Here is a 20551-nt window from a genome sequence, read left to right on the forward strand (position 1 = left end):
ATCCACAGTCCCTTCCCCGCACTTTTGCTATAAGATAACGCCCCTTCTTTTTGCCCCAGCCTTGCACCCCGGAGTCCTTCATGACGGCCCCAGCCGACCTCTCGCCTACCCTTGAACTGGCCTGCGACCTGATCCGTCGTCCCTCGGTGACCCCGCTGGACTTCGACTGCCAGAAACAGATGATGCAGCGCCTGGGCGATGCCGGCTTCATGCTCGAACCGATGCGCATCGAAGACGTCGACAATTTCTGGGCCACCCACGGCAGCGACGACGGCCCGGTACTGTGCTTCGCCGGCCACACCGACGTGGTGCCCACCGGCCCGGTACAGGCCTGGGCCAACGACCCGTTCGACGCCCTGATCGACGCCGACGGCATGCTCTGCGGGCGCGGCGCGGCCGACATGAAGGGCAGCCTGGCCGCCATGATCGTGGCCACCGAGCGCTTCGTCGCCGACTACCCGAACCACAAGGGCAAGGTCGCCTACCTGATCACCAGCGACGAGGAAGGCCCGGCCCATCACGGCACCAAGGCCGTGGTCGAACGCCTGGCGGCGCGCAACGAACGCCTGGACTGGTGCATCGTCGGCGAGCCGTCGAGCACCACCCTGGTCGGTGACGTGGTCAAGAACGGCCGTCGCGGCTCGCTTGGCGCCAGGCTCACCGTGCGTGGCGTGCAGGGCCACGTGGCCTACCCGCACCTGGCGAAGAACCCGATCCACCTGGCCGCCCCGGCCTTGGCCGAACTGGCCGCCGAGCACTGGGACGAGGGCAACGATTTCTTTCCCCCCACCAGCTTCCAGATCTCCAACCTCAACTCGGGGACCGGCGCCACCAACGTGGTGCCAGGCGAGCTGACCGCACTGTTCAACTTCCGCTTCTCCACCGAGTCGACCGTCGAAGGGCTGCAGGCCCGCGTGGCGGCGATCCTCGACAAGCACGGCCTGGACTGGCAGGTGGACTGGGCGCTGTCGGGCCTGCCGTTCCTCACCGAACCGGGCGACCTGCTCGACGCGGTGTCGGCCAGCATCAAGGCCGTGACCGGCCGCGACACCCAGGCCTCCACCAGCGGCGGCACCTCCGACGGGCGCTTCATCGCCACCCTGGGCACCCAGGTGGTCGAACTGGGCCCGGTCAACGCCACCATTCACCAGGTCAACGAGCGGGTCCTGGCCAGCGACCTGGACGTGCTGACCGAGATCTACTACCAGACCCTGACCCGGTTGCTCGTCTGATGCTCATCTGCCCCATCTGCAGCGCCGCGCTCGGCGCCCTGGACAACGGTGTCGGCTGCCCTGCCGGGCACCGCTTCGACCGGGCGCGCCAGGGCTACCTGAACCTGTTGCCGGTGCAGCACAAGAACAGCCGTGACCCTGGCGACAACCAGGCCATGGTCGAGGCACGTCGCGACTTCCTCAATGCAGGGCACTACGCCCCGGTGGCACGGCGCCTGGCCCAGCTTGCGGCCGAGCGCGCCCCCGCGCGCTGGCTGGACATCGGCTGCGGCGAAGGCTACTACACCGCGCAACTGGCCGACGCCCTGCCCCAGGCCGACGGCTATGCCCTGGACATCTCCCGCGAGGCGGTCAAGCGTGCGTGCCGGCGCAACCCGGCACTCACCTGGCTGGTGGCGAGCATGGCCCGGGTGCCACTGGCCGATGCCAGCTGCCAGTTCCTGGCCAGCGTGTTCAGCCCGCTGGACTGGCAGGAAGCCAGGCGCCTGCTCAGCCCCGGCGGCGGCCTGATGCGCGTCGGCCCCACCCGCGGCCACCTGATGGAGCTGCGCGAACGGCTGTACGATGAAGTGCGCGACTATGCCGACGACAAGCACCTGGCCCTGGTGCCCGAGGGCATGCACCACGCCCACGGCGAAGTGCTGGAGTTTCGCCTGAGCCTGGCGGCCCCGGCCGACCGCGCCAACCTGCTGGCCATGACCCCCCATGGCTGGCGCGCCAGCGCAGAAAGACGCGCGGCCGTCATCGATCACCCCGAGCCCTTAGAGGTGACGGTATCGATGCGTTACGATTACTTTGTGCGCCAAGACTGAGCCGCACCCGGAGAGCCCCATGCGCCAACCCGATATCGAGATTTACCTGAAGGACGCCGACGTCGATCACAAGCAGATCGCCGCCTGGCTGGGCCAGGCCCTCGGCCCGTGCAGCGACTGGCAGCAGAAGGGCCAGACCTACAAGTGCAAGGCCGGTAACGTACCTGTTACCTGGCTGCCCAAGGCTGTGGGCAAATGGAACAGCCTGTACCTGGAAAGCGACCAGACCCCGTGGGAGGACGACATCGCCTGCGCCCGCGCCGCATTCGCCGCACTCAATGTCGAAGTACGCTGCGCGCCGGGTAGCTGGGTGGAAGAGGAAGGTGAAGAAGACGCCGACCGCTGGATCCGCATCAGCGCCGATGGCGAGGAAGAAATCACCTGGCGTACCAGTTGAGCCGTTGACCGGCTTTGCTTAGGCGCCAACCTTGCTGGCGAAGCCCGGCATCGCCGGGCCAAGGGGCTGCTGCACAGCCCATCGCCAGCAAGGCTGGCGCCTGCCGCTTTACAGCCCCACTACGTCTTCGGCCTGCAGGCCTTTCTGGCCCTGGGTCAGGTTGTACTCGACCTGTTGCCCTTCCAGCAGGGTGCGATGCCCTTCACCGCGGATCGCGCGGTAATGCACGAACACATCCGCACCGCCCTCACGCTGAATGAAGCCATATCCCTTGGCGTCATTGAACCACTTCACACTTCCAGTCTCACGAGACGACATCTGAACTACTCCGGATTTTTATTTTGGAATCGCCTTGTCGGCAGGGCCTCACCAGGCCCCACCTACGCCGCTTGCGGATTTGTCCTGCAAGTGGCGGACCGACTATAACGCAGCCATTCAACAATTTTCATGACCGGGGCGCTTTTTGCTGAACTTGCGCGGATACGGCACACTAACCTACTGAGCATCTGCTCGAATCCCATTACCCAGGGCACCTACCGAATGACCCGTTCCCCCTTGCGCCGCCTGATCTTCGGCGCCCTGCGCCGACTGCTGTACCTGTGGGTGCGCTCCGAAACCATCAACCAGTCATCCTTCTCGCTGAACCTGGACCGCAGCCGTCCGGTGTTCTACGTGCTGCAATCACCCGCGCTCACCGATCTGGCCGTGCTCGACCGCGAATGCACCAAAGCCGGGCTTCCGCGCCCGGTGCTGCCCGTGGCGGTAGGCCCGATGATGGAGCCGGCGGCGTTCTTCTACCTGACCCCCGAACCCGACTGGCTGGGCCGCCACGACAAGCGCGGCGCACCGCCGACGCTGACGCGCCTGGTCAACCTGGTCAGCCAGCACGCCGAACAGGACGCGCAGATCATTCCGGTCAGCGTGTTCTGGGGCCAGTCGCCGGCCAGCGAATCGAGCCCGTGGAAGCTGTTGTTCGCCGACAGCTGGGCCGTCACCGGGCGCCTGCGCCGGCTGCTTACCGTGCTGATCCTGGGGCGCAAGACCCGCGTGCAGTTTTCCGCGCCGATCCATCTGCGTGAGCTGGTCGAGCACAACAAGGGCCACGAACGCACCGTGCGCATGGCCCAGCGCCTGCTGCGGGTGCATTTTCGCAACCTCAAGACCGCCGTCATCGGCCCCGACATCTCGCACCGGCGCAACCTGGTCAAGGGCCTGATCCACGACCCGCTGGTACGCCAGGCCATCAGCGACGAGGCCCAGCGCGAGAACATCCCGCTGGCCAAGGCCGAGGCCCAGGCCCTGCGCTATGGCAACGAGATCGCCTCGGACTACACCTACACCGCCATCCGCTTCCTCGAAGTGGTGCTGAGCTGGTTCTGGAACAAGATCTACGACGGCATCAAGGTCAACCATATCGAACAGGTACAAGGCATCGCGCCGGGGCACGAGGTGATCTACGTGCCCTGCCATCGCAGCCACATCGACTACCTGCTGCTGTCGTACCTGCTGTTTCGCAACGGCCTGACGCCGCCGCACATCGCCGCCGGCATCAACCTCAACATGCCGGTGATCGGCAGCCTGCTGCGCCGCGGCGGTGCGTTCTTCATGCGCCGCACCTTCAAGGGCAACCCGCTGTACACCGCGGTGTTCAACGAGTACCTGCACACCCTGTTCACCAAGGGCTTCCCGGTGGAGTACTTCGTCGAGGGCGGGCGCTCGCGCACCGGGCGCATGCTGCAGCCCAAGACCGGCATGCTGGCGATCACCCTGCGCAGTTTTCTGCGCTCCTCGCGCACCCCGATCGTGTTCGTGCCGGTGTACATCGGCTACGAGCGCGTGCTCGAAGGCCGCACCTACCTGGGCGAGCTGCGCGGGGCGAGCAAGAAGAAGGAATCGATCTTCGACATCTTCAAGGTCATCGGCGCGCTCAAGCAGCGCTTTGGCCAGGTGGCCGTGAACTTCGGCGAGCCGATCCGCCTGGCCAGCTTCCTCGACCAGCAGCAACCGGGCTGGCGCGAACAGGACCACAGCCCGCAGTTCCGACCGGCCTGGCTCAACGAAACCACCTCGCGCCTGGGCGAGAAGGTCGCGCAGCACCTGAACGAGGCCGCCGCGATCAACCCGGTCAACCTGGTGGCCCTGGCGCTGCTGTCCACCAGCCGCCTGGCCCTGGACGAACGCGCCCTGGCGCGGGTACTGGACCTGTACCTGGCGCTGCTGCGCCAGGTGCCCTACTCGGCCCATACCACCCTGCCCGAAGGCGACGGCCTGGCGCTGATCGGCCACGTGCGCGGCATGGACCTGCTGGCCGAGCAGCAGGACGCGCTGGGGCGCATCCTGTACCTGGATGAAAACAACGCGGTACTGATGACCTACTACCGCAACAACGTACTGCACATCTTCGCCCTGCCGGCGCTGCTGGCAAGCTTCTTCCAGAGCAGCTCGCGCATCAGCCGCGAACTGATCGGCCGCTACACCCACGCGCTGTACCCGTATCTGCAGTCGGAGTTGTTCATCCGCTGGGATGCCCAGGAGCTCGACGGGGTGATCGACCAGTGGCTGGAGGCATTCGTCGAACAGGGCCTGCTGCGTTTCGAGAACGGCGTGTACCTGCGCCCGGCCCCGAGTTCGCGCCAGTTCGTGCTGCTGACCCTGCTGGCGCGGGCCATCACCCAGACCCTGCAGCGCTTCTACATGGCCACCGCGCTGCTGCTCAACAGCGGCCAGCACACCCTCAGCGCCGAAGAGCTGGAAGACCTGTGCGTGGTCATGGCCCAGCGCCTGTCGATCCTGCATGGCCTGAACGCCCCGGAATTCTTCGACAAGAGCCTGTTCCGCCACTTCATCCAGACCCAGATCGAACAGGGCGTGCTGCGCCCGGATGCGGCGGGCAAGCTCGGCTACCATGAAAAACTCAGCGAGCTGGCCGAAGGCGCCGCCAAGCGCGTGCTGTCGGCCGAGGTGCGCCTGTCGATCCGCCAGGTGGCCTTGCAGCGCAGCGACGAAACCACCGAACACACCGAGCAACAAGTCTGAACAGGAGTACACGATGAAGAAATTGACCCTGGCTGTGCTGGGCAGCCTGCTGGCCGCCTGCAGCAGCACCCCGTCACCCTCCAAGGCCAGCCTGGACGGCGAGGTGTTCTACCTGCAGCGCATCGCCCTGCCACCGGCAGCCACCCTGAGCGTCAGCCTGCAGGACGTGTCGCTGGCCGATGCGCCAGCCGTCACCCTGGCCAACCAGAGCGGCCCGGTAAAAGGCCAGGTGCCCCTGCCGTTTCACCTGAGCTACGACCCGGCACAGGTCAAGCCGGGCCACCGCTATGCCGTGAGCGCGCGCATCGAGCTGGACGGCAAGCTGCTGTTCATCAACACCGAACACCACGGCGTGCAGCTGGACGGTAGCGACGCCCAGCCTGTACGAATCAAGGTCGACGCCGTTCGCTGATCCCCTTTTTGCCTTTGGATAAGGATGCTGCCATGTTCCGCCCTGCTCTTACCTTTACCGGCCTGTGTGCCGGCCTGCTGTTGTCGGCCAGTGCGCTGGCCCTATCACTCGGCGACCTGTCGCAGAAGGACGCCACCGGCGGCCTCAAGGATGCCCTGACCCAGGGTGCGCAGATTGCCGTCAAGCAACTGGGCACCCCAGGCGGCTTCAGCAACAACCCGGACGTGCGCATCGAGCTGCCGGGCAACCTGGGCAAGGCTGCCAAGGCCATGAAGAAATTCGGCATGGGCGCCGAGGTCGACCAGCTCGAAGCCAGCATGAACAAGGCGGCCGAGGCGGCAGTACCGCAGGCCCAGGCGTTGCTGGTGGATGCGGTCAAGAAGATGAGCGTGGCCGATGCCAAGGGTATTCTCAGCGGTGGCAACGATTCGGCCACCCAGTACCTGAACAAGACCAGCCGCGAGCAGATCCGTGCCAAGTTCCTGCCCATCGTCAAGCAGGCCACCGACCAGGTCGGCCTGGCCAAGCAGTACAACAGCTTTGCCGGGCAGGCCTCGTCGCTGGGCCTGCTGGACAGCAAAAACGCCAACGTCGAGGGTTATGTGACCGAACAAGCGCTGGATGGCCTGTTCGAGATGATCGGCAAGCAGGAAGCGACGATCCGCCAGAACCCGGCGGCCGCGGCTACCAGCCTGGCCAAGAAGGTCTTCGGCGCCCTCTAGGGCCCTTCGCCGGCAAGGCCGGCTCCTACAGGATGCGCAGTGCCCCCGTAGGAGCCGGCCTTGCCGGCGAACGCCTTCTCAGGGCTTGCGCACCTTGAACCACGCCGCATACAGCGCCGGCAGGAACAGCAGCGTCAACGCCGTGGCCACGATCAGCCCGCCCATGATCGCCACCGCCATCGGCCCGAAGAACACGCTGCGCGACAACGGAATCATAGCCAGCACCGCCGCCAGCGCGGTCAGCACGATCGGCCGGAAGCGCCGCACCGTGGCCTCGATGATCGCCTGCCAACGGTCCAGCCCGGCCGCGATGTCCTGCTCGATCTGGTCCACCAGAATCACCGAGTTGCGCATGATCATCCCCGACAGCGCAATGGTGCCCAGCATCGCCACGAAGCCGAACGGCTGGCGGAACACCATCAGGAACAGCACCACCCCGATCAGCCCCAATGGCGCGGTGAGGAACACCATCACCGTGCGCGAGAAGCTGCGCAACTGCACCATCAGCAAGCTCAACACCACCACGATGAACAATGGCACCCCGGCATTCACCGAGTTCTGCCCGCGGGTCGAATCCTCCACCGTACCGCCCACTTCCAGCAGGTAGCCATCCGGCAGCTCGGCACGCACCGGCTCCAGGGTCGGCAGTATCTGCTTGACCAGGGTCGCCGGCTGCTCCTTGCCATAGATGTCGGCACGTACCGTCACCGTCGGCAGGCGATTACGGTGCCAGATGATGCCTTCCTCGAAGCCGTACTCCAGCGTCGCCACCTGCGACAGCGCAACGCTGCGCCCATTCTCGGTGGGCACCGCCAGGCTCGACAGGTTGGTCAGCTCGGTGCGTTCCTGGCGCGTGCCGCGCAGCAGGATCTCGATCAGCTCGTTGTCTTCGCGGAACTGGCTGACCGACGAACCGGTCAGCGAGCTTTGCAGGAACTTGGCCAGGTGCGCGGTGCTGATCCCCAGGGCCCGGGCACGGTCCTGGTCGATACTCAGGTAGATCACCTTGCTCGGCTCTTCCCAGTCCAGGTGCACGTTCACCACATGCGGGTTCTCGCGCACCCGGGCCGCCACCTTGCGCGCCAATGCACGCACCTCCTCGATGTGCTCGCCGGTGACCCGGAACTGCACCGGATAGCCCACGGGGGGGCCGTTTTCCAGGCGCGTGACCCGCGAACGCAGGTCCGGGAACTGCTCGTTCAGGGTCTCGATCAGCCAGCTGCGCAGCGCCTCGCGCTCCTCGATGGTCTTGGCCAGCACCACGAACTGGGCGAAGCTGGTTGCCGGCAACTGCTGGTCCAGGGGCAGGTAGAAGCGCGGCGAGCCGGTGCCCACGTAGGCCACATAGTTGTCGATGCCGGCGCGCTCCTTGAGCAGGGCCTCCAGGCGCGTGACCTGCTCGGCGGTGTTGCTCAGCGAGGCGCCCTCGGCCAGCTTCAGGTCGACCATCAGCTCCAGCCGTCCGGAGGCCGGGAAGAACTGCTGGGGCACGAAGCGAAACGACAGCACACTGAGCACGAACAGGCCCAGGGTCGCCACGATCACCGTCTTGCGGTGCGCCACGCACCAGCCCACCAGCCGCCGTACACGCTGGTAGAACGGCGTGCCATAGGGGTCGGTGGCGCCATCGGTGGTGCCGTGCTTGGCCGCGTGCAGCTTGGCCAGGTCTGGCAGCAGCCGCTCGCCCAGGTACGGCACGAACACCACGGCAGCGATCCACGAGGCAATCAGGGCAATGGTCACCACCTGGAAGATCGAGCGGGTGTACTCGCCCGTGCCCGACTGCGCCGTGGCAATCGGCAGAAAGCCCGCCGCGGTGATCAGGGTGCCGGTGAGCATCGGGAAGGCGGTGCTGGTCCAGGCGTAGCTGGCGGCCTTGAAGCGATCGAAGCCCTGCTCCATCTTGATCGCCATCATCTCCACCGCAATGATCGCGTCATCCACCAACAGCCCCAGCGCCAGCACCAGTGCCCCCAGGGAAATCTTGTGCAGGCCGATCCCGAGGTAATACATCGCGGCAAACGTCATCGCCAGCACCAGCGGAATCGCCAGCGCCACCACCAGGCCGGTGCGCATGCCCAGCGAGAAGAAGCTCACCAGCAGCACGATGGCCAGTGCTTCCACCAGCACCTGCACGAACTCGCCTACCCCGGTTTTCACGGCGGCCGGCTGGTCGGACACCTTGCGCAGCTGCATGCCGGCCGGCAGATTGGCCGAGATACGGGCAAACTCGACCTCAAGGGCCTTGCCCAGCACCAGGATGTCACCACCGGCCTTCATCGATACCGCCAGGCCGATGGCGTCTTCGCCCATGAAGCGCATGCGTGGCGCGGGCGGATCGTTGAAACCGCGGCGCACATCGGCCACATCGCTGATACGGAAGGTGCGCTCGCCCACCCGAATGGGGAACTGCTCGATCTGCTCCACCGTCTCGAAACGCCCGCTCACGCGCAGTTGCAGGCGCTCGCTGGGAGTTTCGAAAAAGCCTGCGGTGGTCACCGCATTCTGTTCCTCCAGCGCCTGCTGCACGGCTTCGAGCGGCAGGCCCAGGGTCGCCAGCTTGAGGTTCGACAGCTCGATCCAGATCTTCTCGTCCTGCAGGCCGAGCAGCTCGACCTTGCCCACATCCTTTACCCGTTGCAGCTGGATCTGCACGCGGTCGGCGTAGTCCTTGAGCACCGCGTAGTCGAAGCCTTCACCGGTCAGTGCATAGATATTGCCGAAGGTGGTGCCGAACTCGTCGTTGAAGAACGGCCCCTGGATACCCGGCGGCAAGGTGTGGCGAATGTCCGCGACCTTCTTGCGGATCTGGTACCACAGCTCGGGAACATCCTTGGAATGCATCGAGTCGCGGGCCATGAAAGTGACCTGGGACTCACCAGGGCGCGAGAACGAGACGATCTTCTCGTACTCGCCTGTCTCCATCAGCTTCTTCTCGATGCGTTCGGTGACCTGGCGCGAGACTTCCTCGGCGCTCGCCCCCGGCCAGTTGGTCTTGATCACCATGGCCTTGAAGGTGAACGGCGGGTCTTCGCTCTGGCCCAGCTTGGTATACGAAAGCGTGCCGACCAGGGCCAGCAGCACCATCAGGAACAGCACGATCTGGCGATTGCGCAGCGCCCAGGCGGAAAGGTTGAAACCCATCGGGACTTACTCCTTGGCCGCCAGATTCACCACGCGATTGGACCGGTCCACCGGTCGTATCTGCTGCCCTTCGTGCAGTACATGGCCGCCAGCCGCCACCACCCAATCGGTGGGCTTGAGGCCTTCGAGCACCGGCACGCTGGCCTGGCCGTAGGCGCCAACCCGCACCACGGTGCGCTTGAGCGTATTGTCAGGTTCCACCCGCCACACGTAGGTCTGGCCGTTCTCGGCGCTCAGGGCCGACAGCGGCACCGCCAGCGGCACCTGCTCGGCGTGCTGGATGAACACCCGAGCGCTCTGCCCCAGTTCTGCGGGCACCTTGCCGGCCGCGAACGCGATGCGCGCAGCGAAGGTACGTGACCGCGGGTCGGCGGCCGGCGACAGCTCGCGGATGCGACCCTCGAAGCGCGTATCCGGTTGCGACCACAGCTCCACCGACACCGGCTGGCCGACCTTGAAGCGGCCGAAGTTCTGCTCCGGCAGGCTGATCAGCACCTCGCGCTCGCCATCGGCGGCCAGGGTGAACACGGTCTGCCCGGCAGCCACCACCTGGCCCACCTCGACCTGACGCTTGGCCACCACCCCGTCCTGTGGCGCGCGCAGCACCGAATAGCCGGCCTGGTTGCCGGCCACATCGAATTCGGCGCGCACCTGGTTGGCTCGCGCCAGGCCTGCGCGGTACAGGTTTTCGGCGTTGTCGAACTGCGAGCGGCTGACCATCTGGCGCTCCAGCAGGGTCTGGTAGCGGTCGCGCTCGGCCTTGACCAGGCTCAGGTTAGCCTGGGCCGCTGCCATCTGCGCGCGGCTGGCCTCCAGCTGCAGGCGCACGTCCTGCGGGTCGAGCTCGGCCAATGGCTGGTCGGCCTTGACCCGCTGGCCCTCCTCCACCAGGCGCTTGCTGACCTTGCCGGGAATACGAAACGCCAACTCCGGCTCGAGCCGGGCGCGCACTTCGCCGGGGTAGCTGTCGACCGCCGCCGTGGACAACTGCGGCTGCACCACCATGGCCGGGCGCAGGGTGCTTGGCGGGGGACTCTCCTGCCCGCAGCCGCTCAGCAGCAAGGCAAGGGTAAGCGGGAATGCAAGGGGCAAGGCATGGCGCAACATGATCGAGAACCTTCCGTGAGTAGCGCATCTAATATTTATACCGACGGGTATAGTAAATCAGCGCAACGGCGCCGGGAAGCGATTGTCGGACAGAAATTTCAGGGTCGTCGCACGCATCGAACTGACACCTGGACCTGCCGCTTGGGTCCTCCGTGGAGCCGAAAAAGCCACCTCCACCCGCCATCACTGGCGCTGATAGGCGTTCAAAGCGCAGATTGCAGCCCCCCGGTGGCGACCACGGTGTACCCTGTACCCCTTAACGAACCTGTACGTGTCATTCATGCCAAACGAAACCAGCGCCCCCAACGGCCCCGGCCGGCCCAAGGACCTCGCCAAGCGCCAGGCCATCCTCGAGGCGGCCAAAGCCCTGTTTCTCACCCACGGTTACGCCAACACCAGCATGGATGCGGTCGCGAATGCGGCAGGGGTTTCGAAACTGACGGTCTACAGCCACTTCAACGACAAGGAGACACTGTTCTCCTCGGCGATCGTGGCCACCTGCACGGCCCAGTTGCCCGAACTGTTCTTCGAACTGACCGAAGGCACGTCGGTGGAGCAGGTCCTGCTGAACATCGGGCGCGGCTTCCAGGCGCTGATCAACAGCGATCAATCGGTCAAGCTCAGCCGCCTGATCATGGCCCTGGGCACCCAGGACCCCAAGCTCAGCCAGATCTTCTTCGAAGCCGGCCCGTTGCGCGTGCTGCGCGAGATGGAGGCACTGCTGCAGCGCGTCGACCAGCATGGCCTGCTGCGTATCGAGCAGCCGGCCAGGGCGGCCGAGCACTTCTTCTGCCTGCTCAAGGGGGCGCCGAACTATCGCCTGCTGCTCGGCTACTCCCCGGCGCTGGACGCCGAGGCTGCCGAGGCACATGTGCAGGACGTGGTGGCGGTGTTTTTGCGGGCCTACCGCCCCTAGTCAGGGCTTGAGGGCTTTCTTGGGGTAGATGTCGTAGCGGCTCGACTTGCCTTCCAGGCTATGGCTGGGCTTGGGCCCGTCGATGATCGGCGCCTTGCGCGGGCGCTTGACCACCACCCGGTGGCTGGCCAGGGCCAGGGCGGCCTCCAGCAGTGCCGGGGCATCCAGGTCATCGCCCACCAGCGGGCGGAACACGCGCATCTCCTTTTTCACCAGGGCGCTCTTGTCGCGGTGCGGGAACATCGGATCGAGGTAGATCACCTGCGGCGGTTCGCCCTGCCAGTCGCGCATGCGCTCGATGGAGTTGCCTGCCAGCAGCTGCATGCGCGCCACGATGGGGCCCACCTCGGCATCCGCTGCCGCACGCGCCAGGCCATCCTCGAGCAGCGCCGCCACCAACGGCTGGCGCTCGATCAGTTGCATCTGGCAGCCCAGGCTGGCCAGCACGAAGGCGTCCTTGCCCAGCCCTGCCGTGGCATCCAGCACCCGTGGACGCACGCCCTGGGCGATGCCGACCGCCTTGGCGATCATCTGCCCGCTGCCCCCGCCGAACACCCGACGATGGGCCGCCGCGCCCTCGACGAAATCCACCCGCACCGGGCCCGGTGCCTGCGGGCCCAACTGCTGGATCTGCAGGCCGGTCTCGCCCACCTGCACGGCAAAGGCCGCCGACGCATCCTGCAGCGGCAAGCCCAGGCGCACCGCCCAGTGCTCGGCCTGTGCCTGATACTCGGCAGCCAACGCCTCGACCCGGATACCGCCGTCCGCCAGTTGCTCCACCGCTCACCTTCCCCACACAAAAAAATTAAATGATTGCCGGCCTGTGCCGATAACCGCAGTAATCGCTATTTTGCCAGACCCGGACAGCCTTCGACTGCCATGTCAGACATTCTTCAGCTCCCTTCCGGTTATTTGTCGCCCGTCGGCGACTTTGCCCGGCACAACACCCAGACCCTCGGCGGCGTCAGCCACCTGTGGCAGGACTTCTTTGCCCAGGCGTTGGCAGAGCAGCAGGGTGAAGGTGCGCAGGAAGGTCAGCTGGCGGTCCCCGAGGTCGACACCGTCACCGGCGAACCGATTGCCGGCAGCCAGACCCTGGCGCAGATCCACAGCCAGCGCCTGTGCGACGTGCACGACACCATCGTCGCCCCGCCCGAGCCGCTGTTCCTGCCGATTGCCGAATTCGAACTGGACCTGCTGGACAAGCCTGCGCCGCCATTCAGCGCGCTGGAACTGGTGGAGCAGCAGCGCCAGCTGGACATCAGCAACAACTGGGTGCGCCCGGTGGTGATGAGCCAGGGTCATCCGCTGCCGCAGCCAGGCCCGGCGCCGCAACCCTACCCGCTGCACCTGCCGATCGCGGAGCTGGAAGCCAGCCTGCTCGACCCGGCGCCGGAGCCGTTCGACCAGGCCACGCTGCTCAAGCAGCAGTCGGACCTGGAGTTCGACCTCAGCTGGGCCCGTCCGGTGGTACTGAACAACGTGCGCATCGCCGCCTAACGGCAGATCTGCCAGAAGCCCATATCCAGGTGGAAGTGGTTGCGGTGGGCAGCGTTGTAGTCAGGCCCCAGCACCGTGTTGAAACTGTCGCAGCCGCCAGCCTGCACCTCGCGTAGAAACTTCGCCTTCACCCCCTCACCCGGCCAGTCGCGCAGCACCTCGATGCGCTGCCCATCGGCCAGCCTGAACCCGGCGATGTCGAGCGCATTGGCGCTGGCATGCTGGCTGCGCCGCCCTTCCTTGCGCCCGTACATATTGCGACAGGCAAAACTGCCCAGGTGATCGACCTGCACCACCGCCTGGCCGAATGCACGCTGCGCGGCCGGTTGCAGGCCGTGGCGCTCGAACAGCGCGAAGGCCACCGCGACTGGGCAACTGGCCAGAAAACTGCTGCTCAGGCGCACGCCCGAGCCCTGCACCCGCACCACGTTGTGCAGCGGGCAGGCCACATCTGGCGCGCTGTCGGCCTGCTTGCTGTAGCGCAGCGTCGAGGTGGCCAGGGCCTGTTCGCAAAGCCTGGGGTCATCCTGCAGGCGGCTCAGCTTGTAGGGGGTCAGCAGGTTCGGGGGCGCCTTGACGTCCAGCACCGCCCACGGGTTCCAGGCAGCCGGCAGGCGCCAGCCCTGTTGCCAGGCCACCAACCCCGCAGCCATCGCTATCACCAGGAAAATGCCCACTCCCCGCATGGACGATCAGCGCCTGAACAACTGGTTGAGCTGGTCGAACGGCAGCGCCTGTTCGGCATAGTCGAAGCGGCCCTGCTGCTGGATCCGTTCGGCGGCGTGGAAGAACGCGCCGTAGGCCGCACGCGCCAGCGACGAGCCGACGCTGATGCGCTTGACCCCGAGCGCCTGCAGGTCGCTTACGCTCAGGTCCACCCCGCTCAGTCCCATCAGCACGTTGACCGGCCTGGGCGCCACGGCCTGCACCACCTGGCGAATCTCCTCGGCGCTGCGCAAGCCCGGCGCGTACAGCACATCGGCACCGGCCTCGGCAAAGGCCTGCAGGCGCTTGATGGTGTCGTCCAGGTCCAGGCGCCCGTGCAGCAGGTTTTCGGCGCGGGCACACAGGGTGAACGGGAACTCCAGGCTGCGCGCCGCCGCAACGGCTGCCTCGACGCGCTCCACTGCCTGATGAAAGCCATAGATCGGCTCTTGCGGGTTGCCGCTGGCATCCTCGATGGAGCCGCCTACAAGCCCCACAGCGGCGGCCTGCAGGATGGCCTCGGCGCAGCCCTTGGGCGTATCGCTGAAGCCGTTCTCGAGGTCTGCAGCCACCGGCAGGGCGGTGGCATCGACGATGCTGCGCGCGTTGCCCAGGGTTTCCTCCAGGCTCATGGCGCCTTCGGCATCGGGGCGCCCCAGCGAGAACGCCAGGCCGGCGCTGGTGGTGGCCAGCGCCTCGAAGCCGAGGCTGGCCAGCAGCTTGGCCGAGCCTGCATCCCAGGGGTTGGGGATGACAAAGGCGCCATCACGTTCATGCAGCGCCTTGAAGGCTTCGGCACGCAGGGTTTGCACATCCATGATCACGACTCCAGAGCAGGCGGTACGGGGCGGTCAGAGCAGGCCAAGCTGCTCGGCTGCGGGCGCCCTGTGCAGTTCAGGCAAGGCCGGCAAGCCGGGCAGGCGCTCCATCAGGCCCTGATGAAAACGCTGCGCCAGCGCGGCTGCCAGGCGGTTGTCGGCAGTATGCAGGAAAACGTACGGGGTGCGCCCCTCCTCGATCCAGGCCGCGACCTTGTCCAGCCACGGCAACAGAAACGGCTCGTTGGCCGCCAGTTCCGGGTGGCCGATGAAGCGCACCTGCGGGCTCTGGCTGAAGGCGGCAGGGCGTGGCGGCACCCGCGGTTTCTTGGACTGGGCATGCAGCACGCCCGGATCGCGCGAGGTGCAACTGAACAGGGCACGCGGGTCCAGGCAGATGCGTTCGACGCCGCGATCGAGCAACAGCCGATTGAGCAGACGTTCCTCCTCACCCTTGGCGAAGAAGGCCTTGTTGCGCACCTCCACCGCCAGCGGCACGTCCACCTCGTCGATAAATGCCACCAGCTCGCCCAGGCGTGCTGGACCGAAGCTGGCAGGCAGCTGCAACCAGTAGGGCGCCACACGGGCGCCAAGCGGCTTTAGCAGGTTGATGAAGGTGTGCGCGGCCACGCATTGCTGACGCAGGTCGTCTGCATGACTGATGTCGCCGGGGAACTTGGCGGTGAAGCGAAAGTGCGCGGGCATGATCTGCGCCCAGCGTTCGAGGGTGGCGGGCGCGGGGCGCGCATAGAAGGTGGTGTTGCCCTCCACCGCATTGAACACCTGGCAGTAGAGGCCGAGAAAGTCGCTGGGTCTGGCCTCGGCGGGGTACAGGTACTCGCGCCAGGCGTTTTCACTCCAGGACGGGCAACCGAGAAAGTAAGGTAAAGGCGTCATGCCTCAAATGTACAGGTCCAACCCCAGCACTTCCATCTCCCAGTCCACGAAGCCGGCAGTGGTCAGGTAGCTGGCCAGGGCCTGGGCGGTGCGCTTGTTGCGCGCCCGCGGGAAGATCATGTCCTGCTGGCGCACCGGCAAGCCGCTGCGGCTGGCGCCGCCTGCAGCACCTGATGGCGACGGCTGCGCCTCGAACTCGCCCGGCAGGTCTTCGTCCACGTCCTCTTCGCGCACCGGCGGCTTGCGCAGCGGGCGCTTGATCGGATAGGACTGGGAAGAGAAGCCGTCGACACGCATGAACGATTACTCAGGAGCAATGATGGCAATTTAGCGGCACCTGAGAGACTTCGCAAATGCCCGACTGATAACTGGACCACATATCGAGCAAAAGGTTTATGCGCAACGGCGATAGACGACCAGCGGTTTACCGCGCCTTGGGCGTGGCCACCTTGTCGCGCAGGTACACCGGTTGGGCGAGATCGGGCGCAATACCTTCGCCCCGGTCCCAGGCGAACCGCGCCAGGGTCAGCAGGTCGAGGGCGTGGGGCAGCATGCCGGCGTCCTGGCCACTGACGGCCACCGGCAGGCGCTCGGCGTAGCCCCAGCCGGTACCGGCACCGAACCAGTCGCCGGCCGCGCCCGGCGGCAGGCTGACCTGTTCGGGGGCCAGCACCGCCTCGCTGCCCAGCAGGCGCATTTCGCCGGCCTGCTGCTGGTAGCAGCCCCAGTACACCTCGTCCATGCGCGCATCGATCGCCGCCGCCACCTGCTCGGCGCCGTGCTCGCGCAACGCGCGCTGGGCCAGCAGCGCCAGGTTGGACACCGGCAGCACCGGGCGCTCGAGGGCGAACGCCAGGCCCTGCACCACGCCGATGGCGATCCGCACCCCGGTAAAGGCGCCGGGGCCGCGGCCGAAGGCAATCGCATCGACGGCCGACAGGGCGATGCCCGCTTCGGCCAGCATCGTCTGGATCATCGGCAGCAGCTTCTGCGCGTGCAGGCGCGGGATCACCTCATAGTGGCTGAGCACCTTGCCGTCATGCAGCAAGGCAACGGAGCAGGCTTCAGTGGCGGTATCCAGGGCCAGCAAGGTGGTCATCGGGGGTTCCAGGGGGCAAGAAAAAAGAACGGCATTATAAACAACAACGGCCCGCAAGCGGGCCGTTGTGTGCACATCCGAGCGGTGATCAGCTCAGAGCGGCCAGCACCTTGGCGGTGATGGCATCGACCGAGCCCACGCCTTCGATGTGGCTGTACTTGGGCTTGCCACCGTTGGCAGCCGACAGCTTCTGGTAGAAGTCCACCAGCGGCTTGGTCTGCTCGTGGTAGACCGACAGGCGATGACGCACGGTTTCTTCGGTGTCGTCCTTGCGCTGGATCAGCGGCTCGCCGGTCTCGTCGTCCTTGCCTTCAACCTTCGGCGGGTTGTAGACCACGTGGTACACGCGACCCGAACCTTCGTGCACGCGGCGGCCGGCGATACGCTGGACGATCTCTTCGTCGGCAACGGCGATCTCGACCACGGCATCCAGCTCGACGCCGGCGCTCACCAGGGCTTCAGCCTGGGGAATGGTGCGCGGGAAACCGTCGAACAGGAAACCCTTGGCGCAGTCGGCCTGAGCGATGCGGTCCTTGACCAGGTTGATGATCAGCTCGTCGGACACCAGCTTGCCGGCGTCCATGATCGCCTTGGCTTCCAGACCCAGCGGGGTGCCGGCCTTGACCGCGGCACGCAGCATGTCGCCGGTGGAAATCTGGGGAATACCGAACTTCTCGGTGATGAACTTTGCCTGAGTACCTTTACCGGCCCCGGGAGCTCCCAGCAGAATTACGCGCATCTTGTGCTCCTCAATTTTTTATAAGCAAATCAATGGATTCGCCACTCAGGGCCAATCCCAAGAATCGGGTGATGACCGCAAATCGGTCAAAAGGCTGCTCAAGATACACAGCGCACCCGGACCACACAAGCGGTCGAAAGTCGGAAAAAAATACTGCGTGAGGCCCGTTCGTGCCCGGGTTGCGCCCGGCGCAACCGGGGGCGAAACCGCTTCGCCCGGGTGCTCGGGGCGCGCGCCGGGCACTGGCGCGCCACCCCTGCCCCGCCCTCAACCGGTGTTGCGCAGACCTGCCGCAATACCCGCCACAGTCACCAGCAGCGCCTGTTCCAAGGGGCTGTCCAGAGCGGCTTCGCGTGCGCGCGAGCGTGCCAGCAGCTCGGCCTGCAATAGATGCAGCGGGTCCAGATAGGTGTTGCGCAGACGGATGAATTCCAGGGTGTCAGGGCTGTGCGCCAGTAGCACCGGCTGCCCCGTGAGCCCCAGCACCACCTGGCACGCCTGCGACAATAGGTCGCGCAGATGGGCACCCAAAGGTCGCAGTTGCGGTTGCACCAGACGTTCGTCGTAGAAGCGCGCGATGTCGGCGTCGGCCTTGGCCAGCACCATCTCGAGCATGTCGATGCGGGTGCGGAAGAACGGCCACTGTTCGCGCATCTCGGCCAGCAGTTCGCCCTGGCCACGGGCCAGCGCATTGTTCAGCGCCGCCTCCCAGCCCAGCCAGGCGGGCAGCATCAGGCGCGTCTGGGTCCAGCCGAAGATCCACGGGATCGCCCGCAGGCTCTCGATGCCGCCAGCGCGCCGCTTGGCCGGGCGACTGCCCAGTGGCAGGCGGCCGAGTTCCTGTTCCGGGGTGGACTGACGGAAGTACTCGACGAACTCGGGGTTGTCGCGCACCACGCCACGGTAGGCCTTCACGCCGTCGGCGGCCAGCTGGTCCATCAGTTCGCGCCAGGCCGGTTGCGGCGGCGGTGGCGGCAGCAGGGTCGCCTCCAGCACCGCAGCCAGGTACAGGTTGAGGTTCTGCTCGGCGATGTCCGGCAGGCCGAACTTGAAGCGGATCATCTCGCCCTGCTCGGTGGTACGGAAGCGCCCCGCCACCGAGCCCGGCGGCTGCGACAGGATCGCCGCATGCGCCGGGCCGCCACCACGCCCCACGGTGCCGCCGCGACCGTGGAACAGCAGCAGTTCGACCTGTTCTTCACGGCAGATGCGCACCAGGGTTTCCTGGGCACGATACTGCGCCCAGGCCGCCGCGGTGGTGCCGGCATCCTTGGCCGAATCGGAATAGCCGATCATCACCTCCTGCGGCCCGTGCAGGCTGGCGCGATAGCCCGGCAGGCCGAGCAGGCGCTCCATCACCGGGCCGGCGTTGTCCAGGTCGGCCAGGGTTTCGAACAGCGGCACCACGCGCATCGGCCGGCGCACGCCGGCTTCCTTGAGCAGCAGTTGCACGGCCAGCACGTCGGAAGCGGCGCCGGCCATCGAGATCACGTAGGAGCCCAGCGAAGCGGCAGGTGCGGCGGCCACCTCGCGGCAGGTGGCGAGCACCTCGGCGGTATCGGCCTGGGGCTTGAAGTCGCCAGGCAGCAGCGGCCGGCGGTTGCTCAGCTCCTGCTGCAGGAAACGGATACGCGCGTCTTCATCCCAGTCGGCGTAGCGCCCCAGGCCCAGGTACTCGGTGATCTCGCTGAGTGCGTCGGCGTGCCGGGCGGCGTCCTGGCGCACGTCCAGGCGCACCAGAAACAGCCCGAAGGTAACGGCCCTGCGCAGGCAGTCGAGCAGCGGGCCATCGGCGATCACGCCCATGCCGCACGCGTGCAGCGATTCGAAGCACAGCAGCAGCGGCTCGAACAGGTCGCGGTTGTCGTGCAGTACCTCGGCGGGGGCCGGCTGCGGGCTGGCCAGCGAGCTCTGGGCCCAGGCCCGCGTCACCCGCAGGCGATCACGCAGTTGCTTGAGCAGGGTGCGGTAAGGCTCGGCCGAATCACCGACCTTGGCACGCAACGCCTCGCTGGCCTGCTGCATCGAAAGTTCGGCGGCCAACGAATCGATGTCGCGCAAAAACAGGTCGGCGGCCATCCAGCGCGCCAGCAGCAATACTTCGCGGGTGACCTTGGCGGTGACATTGGGGTTGCCGTCACGGTCGCCGCCCATCCACGAGGCGAAGCGGATCGGCGCAGCCTCCAGCGGCAGGCGCAGGCCGGTGGCCTCGTGCAGCGCCTTGTCGGCCTTGCGCAGGTGATGCGGGATGGCGTGCCAGAGCGAGTGCTCGATCACCGCGAAGCCCCATTTGGCTTCGTCCACCGGGGTCGGCCGGGTACGGCGGATCTCTTCGGTGTGCCAGGCCTCGGCGATCAGCCGTTGCAGACGCTGGCGCACCTGGTCGCGTTCGGCGGGGGTCAGGTCGCGGTGGTCCTGGGCGGCCAGTTGCGCGGCGATGGCGTCGTACTTCTGGATCAGCGTACGGCGCGCGACTTCGGTCGGGTGGGCGGTCAGCACCAGCTCGATGCTGAGCTTGCCCAGCTGGCGAGCCAGGGCGTCGTCGCTGTGCCCGGCGGCCTTGAGCCTGGCCAGCAGCTCGGGCAGCACGCGCGACTCGAACGGCGCGGGCTGGTCGGCATCACGACGGCGAATCAGCTGGTACTGCTCGGCGATGTTGGCCAGGTTGAGGAACTGGTTGAAGGCCCGCGCCACCGGCAGCAGTTCGTCTTCGGCAAGATCGTTCAGGGTCGAACTCAGCTGCTCGGCACTGCCGCTGCGGTCGGCCTTGGCGCTGCGACGTATGTCTTCGATCTTCTGCAGAAAGGCTTCGCCGTACTGCTCGCGCACGGTGTCGCCCAACAACTCGCCCAACAGGTGAACATCTTCTCGCAAGCGCACATCGATATCGGTCATCAGCCTTGCCTCCGCATCCTGGGAAAACAGCTCTGGGTCCAGAGTGCCCCGTCGAGGTTGGGCTTTCAAGCCGGGTGGGCGATGCAACCAAACTATGTGCGGTGGCGATGCTCTAACGAA

General features: G+C 66.4%; 19 protein-coding genes. 8 read left to right on the forward strand and 11 right to left on the reverse strand.

The features are described from left to right. Nucleotides 1-80: 80 nt before the first annotated feature. From dapE to DN388_RS04940, 3 genes are read left to right on the forward strand one after another with little or no spacing between them, the layout of a single operon-like run. Entirely contained in the window at nt 81-1232 is a 1152-nt protein-coding gene (dapE, locus tag DN388_RS04930) for a succinyl-diaminopimelate desuccinylase (RefSeq protein ID WP_043863240.1), read from the forward strand. Further along, the gene (locus tag DN388_RS04935; RefSeq protein WP_088514548.1) at nt 1232-2044 is read left to right on the forward strand and encodes a putative RNA methyltransferase; all 813 of its coding nucleotides are present in this window, start codon (nt 1232-1234) and stop codon (nt 2042-2044) included. Before dapE ends, DN388_RS04935 begins: the two co-directional genes overlap by 1 nt. A 19-nt stretch (nt 2045-2063) precedes the next feature. Next, complete coding sequence (locus DN388_RS04940; RefSeq protein ID WP_043863238.1) at nt 2064-2441, forward strand: hypothetical protein; 378 nt, start codon at nt 2064-2066, stop codon at nt 2439-2441. Between the two features lie 108 nt (nt 2442-2549). Here DN388_RS04940 and DN388_RS04945 read toward each other — a convergent pair whose 3' ends face one another. Continuing rightward, nucleotides 2550-2759 (reverse strand): cold-shock protein, encoded by a 210-nt coding sequence (locus DN388_RS04945; protein ID WP_038996759.1) that lies wholly within the window; start codon nt 2757-2759, stop codon nt 2550-2552. A gap of 222 nt (nt 2760-2981) precedes the next feature. Between DN388_RS04945 and plsB the strand changes: the two genes are divergently transcribed. Genes plsB through DN388_RS04960 form a run of 3 tightly spaced genes read left to right on the forward strand, consistent with a single transcriptional unit; the run spans nt 2982 to nt 6611 of the window. Continuing rightward, nucleotides 2982-5477: a glycerol-3-phosphate 1-O-acyltransferase PlsB gene (gene plsB, locus DN388_RS04950; RefSeq protein ID WP_043863237.1), complete on the forward strand. Its 2496-nt coding sequence runs from the start codon at nt 2982-2984 to the stop codon at nt 5475-5477. 13 nt (nt 5478-5490) lie between these two features. Continuing rightward, the gene (locus tag DN388_RS04955) at nt 5491-5889 is read left to right on the forward strand and encodes a YbaY family lipoprotein (RefSeq protein ID WP_043863236.1); all 399 of its coding nucleotides are present in this window, start codon (nt 5491-5493) and stop codon (nt 5887-5889) included. Nucleotides 5890-5921: 32 nt separating this feature from the next. After that, the gene (locus tag DN388_RS04960; RefSeq protein WP_043863235.1) at nt 5922-6611 is read left to right on the forward strand and encodes a DUF4197 domain-containing protein; all 690 of its coding nucleotides are present in this window, start codon (nt 5922-5924) and stop codon (nt 6609-6611) included. A 78-nt stretch (nt 6612-6689) separates the two neighbouring features. Here the strand turns inward: DN388_RS04960 and DN388_RS04965 are convergent, their stop codons facing one another. Together DN388_RS04965 and DN388_RS04970 are read right to left on the reverse strand one after the other, a co-directional pair. Then, on the reverse strand, nt 6690-9755 hold the full coding sequence (locus DN388_RS04965) for an efflux RND transporter permease subunit (RefSeq protein ID WP_043863234.1): 3066 nt from the start codon (nt 9753-9755) through the stop codon (nt 6690-6692). Nucleotides 9756-9761: 6 nt separating this feature from the next. Further along, nucleotides 9762-10862, reverse strand: coding sequence for an efflux RND transporter periplasmic adaptor subunit (locus DN388_RS04970; RefSeq protein WP_043863233.1), 1101 nt, complete (start codon nt 10860-10862; stop codon nt 9762-9764). A 280-nt stretch (nt 10863-11142) separates the two neighbouring features. On the opposite strand from DN388_RS04970, the gene DN388_RS04975 reads away from it, so the two are divergent. After that, entirely contained in the window at nt 11143-11778 is a 636-nt protein-coding gene (locus DN388_RS04975; protein ID WP_043863232.1) for a TetR/AcrR family transcriptional regulator, read from the forward strand. Here DN388_RS04975 and DN388_RS04980 read toward each other — a convergent pair whose 3' ends face one another. Continuing rightward, entirely contained in the window at nt 11779-12558 is a 780-nt protein-coding gene (locus tag DN388_RS04980) for a class I SAM-dependent methyltransferase (RefSeq protein ID WP_043863231.1), read from the reverse strand. A gap of 99 nt (nt 12559-12657) precedes the next feature. On the opposite strand from DN388_RS04980, the gene DN388_RS04985 reads away from it, so the two are divergent. Then, complete coding sequence (locus DN388_RS04985) at nt 12658-13278, forward strand: hypothetical protein (RefSeq protein WP_058541478.1); 621 nt, start codon at nt 12658-12660, stop codon at nt 13276-13278. On the opposite strand, the gene DN388_RS04990 is transcribed toward DN388_RS04985, so the two are convergent. The 7 genes from DN388_RS04990 to ppc form a co-directional block, all read right to left on the reverse strand. Continuing rightward, the gene (locus tag DN388_RS04990) at nt 13275-13964 is read right to left on the reverse strand and encodes an extensin family protein (protein WP_104571834.1); all 690 of its coding nucleotides are present in this window, start codon (nt 13962-13964) and stop codon (nt 13275-13277) included. The two genes, DN388_RS04985 and DN388_RS04990, sit on opposite strands and share 4 nt — an antisense overlap. A 6-nt stretch (nt 13965-13970) precedes the next feature. Then, nucleotides 13971-14801 carry an oxaloacetate decarboxylase gene (locus DN388_RS04995; protein WP_043863228.1) on the reverse strand — a complete coding sequence of 277 codons (831 nt, stop codon included), beginning with the start codon at nt 14799-14801 and terminating at the stop codon, nt 13971-13973. A 33-nt stretch (nt 14802-14834) separates the two neighbouring features. Further along, nucleotides 14835-15698, reverse strand: coding sequence for a DUF72 domain-containing protein (locus tag DN388_RS05000; protein WP_213607016.1), 864 nt, complete (start codon nt 15696-15698; stop codon nt 14835-14837). A 3-nt stretch (nt 15699-15701) separates the two neighbouring features. Then, on the reverse strand, nt 15702-15995 hold the full coding sequence (locus DN388_RS05005; RefSeq protein ID WP_043863226.1) for a hypothetical protein: 294 nt from the start codon (nt 15993-15995) through the stop codon (nt 15702-15704). 127 nt (nt 15996-16122) lie between these two features. Then, the gene (gene tsaB, locus DN388_RS05010; protein WP_043863225.1) at nt 16123-16797 is read right to left on the reverse strand and encodes a tRNA (adenosine(37)-N6)-threonylcarbamoyltransferase complex dimerization subunit type 1 TsaB; all 675 of its coding nucleotides are present in this window, start codon (nt 16795-16797) and stop codon (nt 16123-16125) included. An 88-nt stretch (nt 16798-16885) separates the two neighbouring features. After that, nucleotides 16886-17536 carry an adenylate kinase gene (adk, locus tag DN388_RS05015; RefSeq protein ID WP_043863224.1) on the reverse strand — a complete coding sequence of 217 codons (651 nt, stop codon included), beginning with the start codon at nt 17534-17536 and terminating at the stop codon, nt 16886-16888. Between the two features lie 267 nt (nt 17537-17803). Continuing rightward, complete coding sequence (gene ppc, locus DN388_RS05020; RefSeq protein ID WP_043863223.1) at nt 17804-20431, reverse strand: phosphoenolpyruvate carboxylase; 2628 nt, start codon at nt 20429-20431, stop codon at nt 17804-17806. Nucleotides 20432-20551: the final 120 nt, after the last annotated feature.

This window comes from Pseudomonas sp. S12(2018) (assembly GCF_024355235.1).
In the GTDB taxonomy this organism is placed as follows: Bacteria; Pseudomonadota; Gammaproteobacteria; order Pseudomonadales; family Pseudomonadaceae; genus Aquipseudomonas; species Aquipseudomonas palmensis.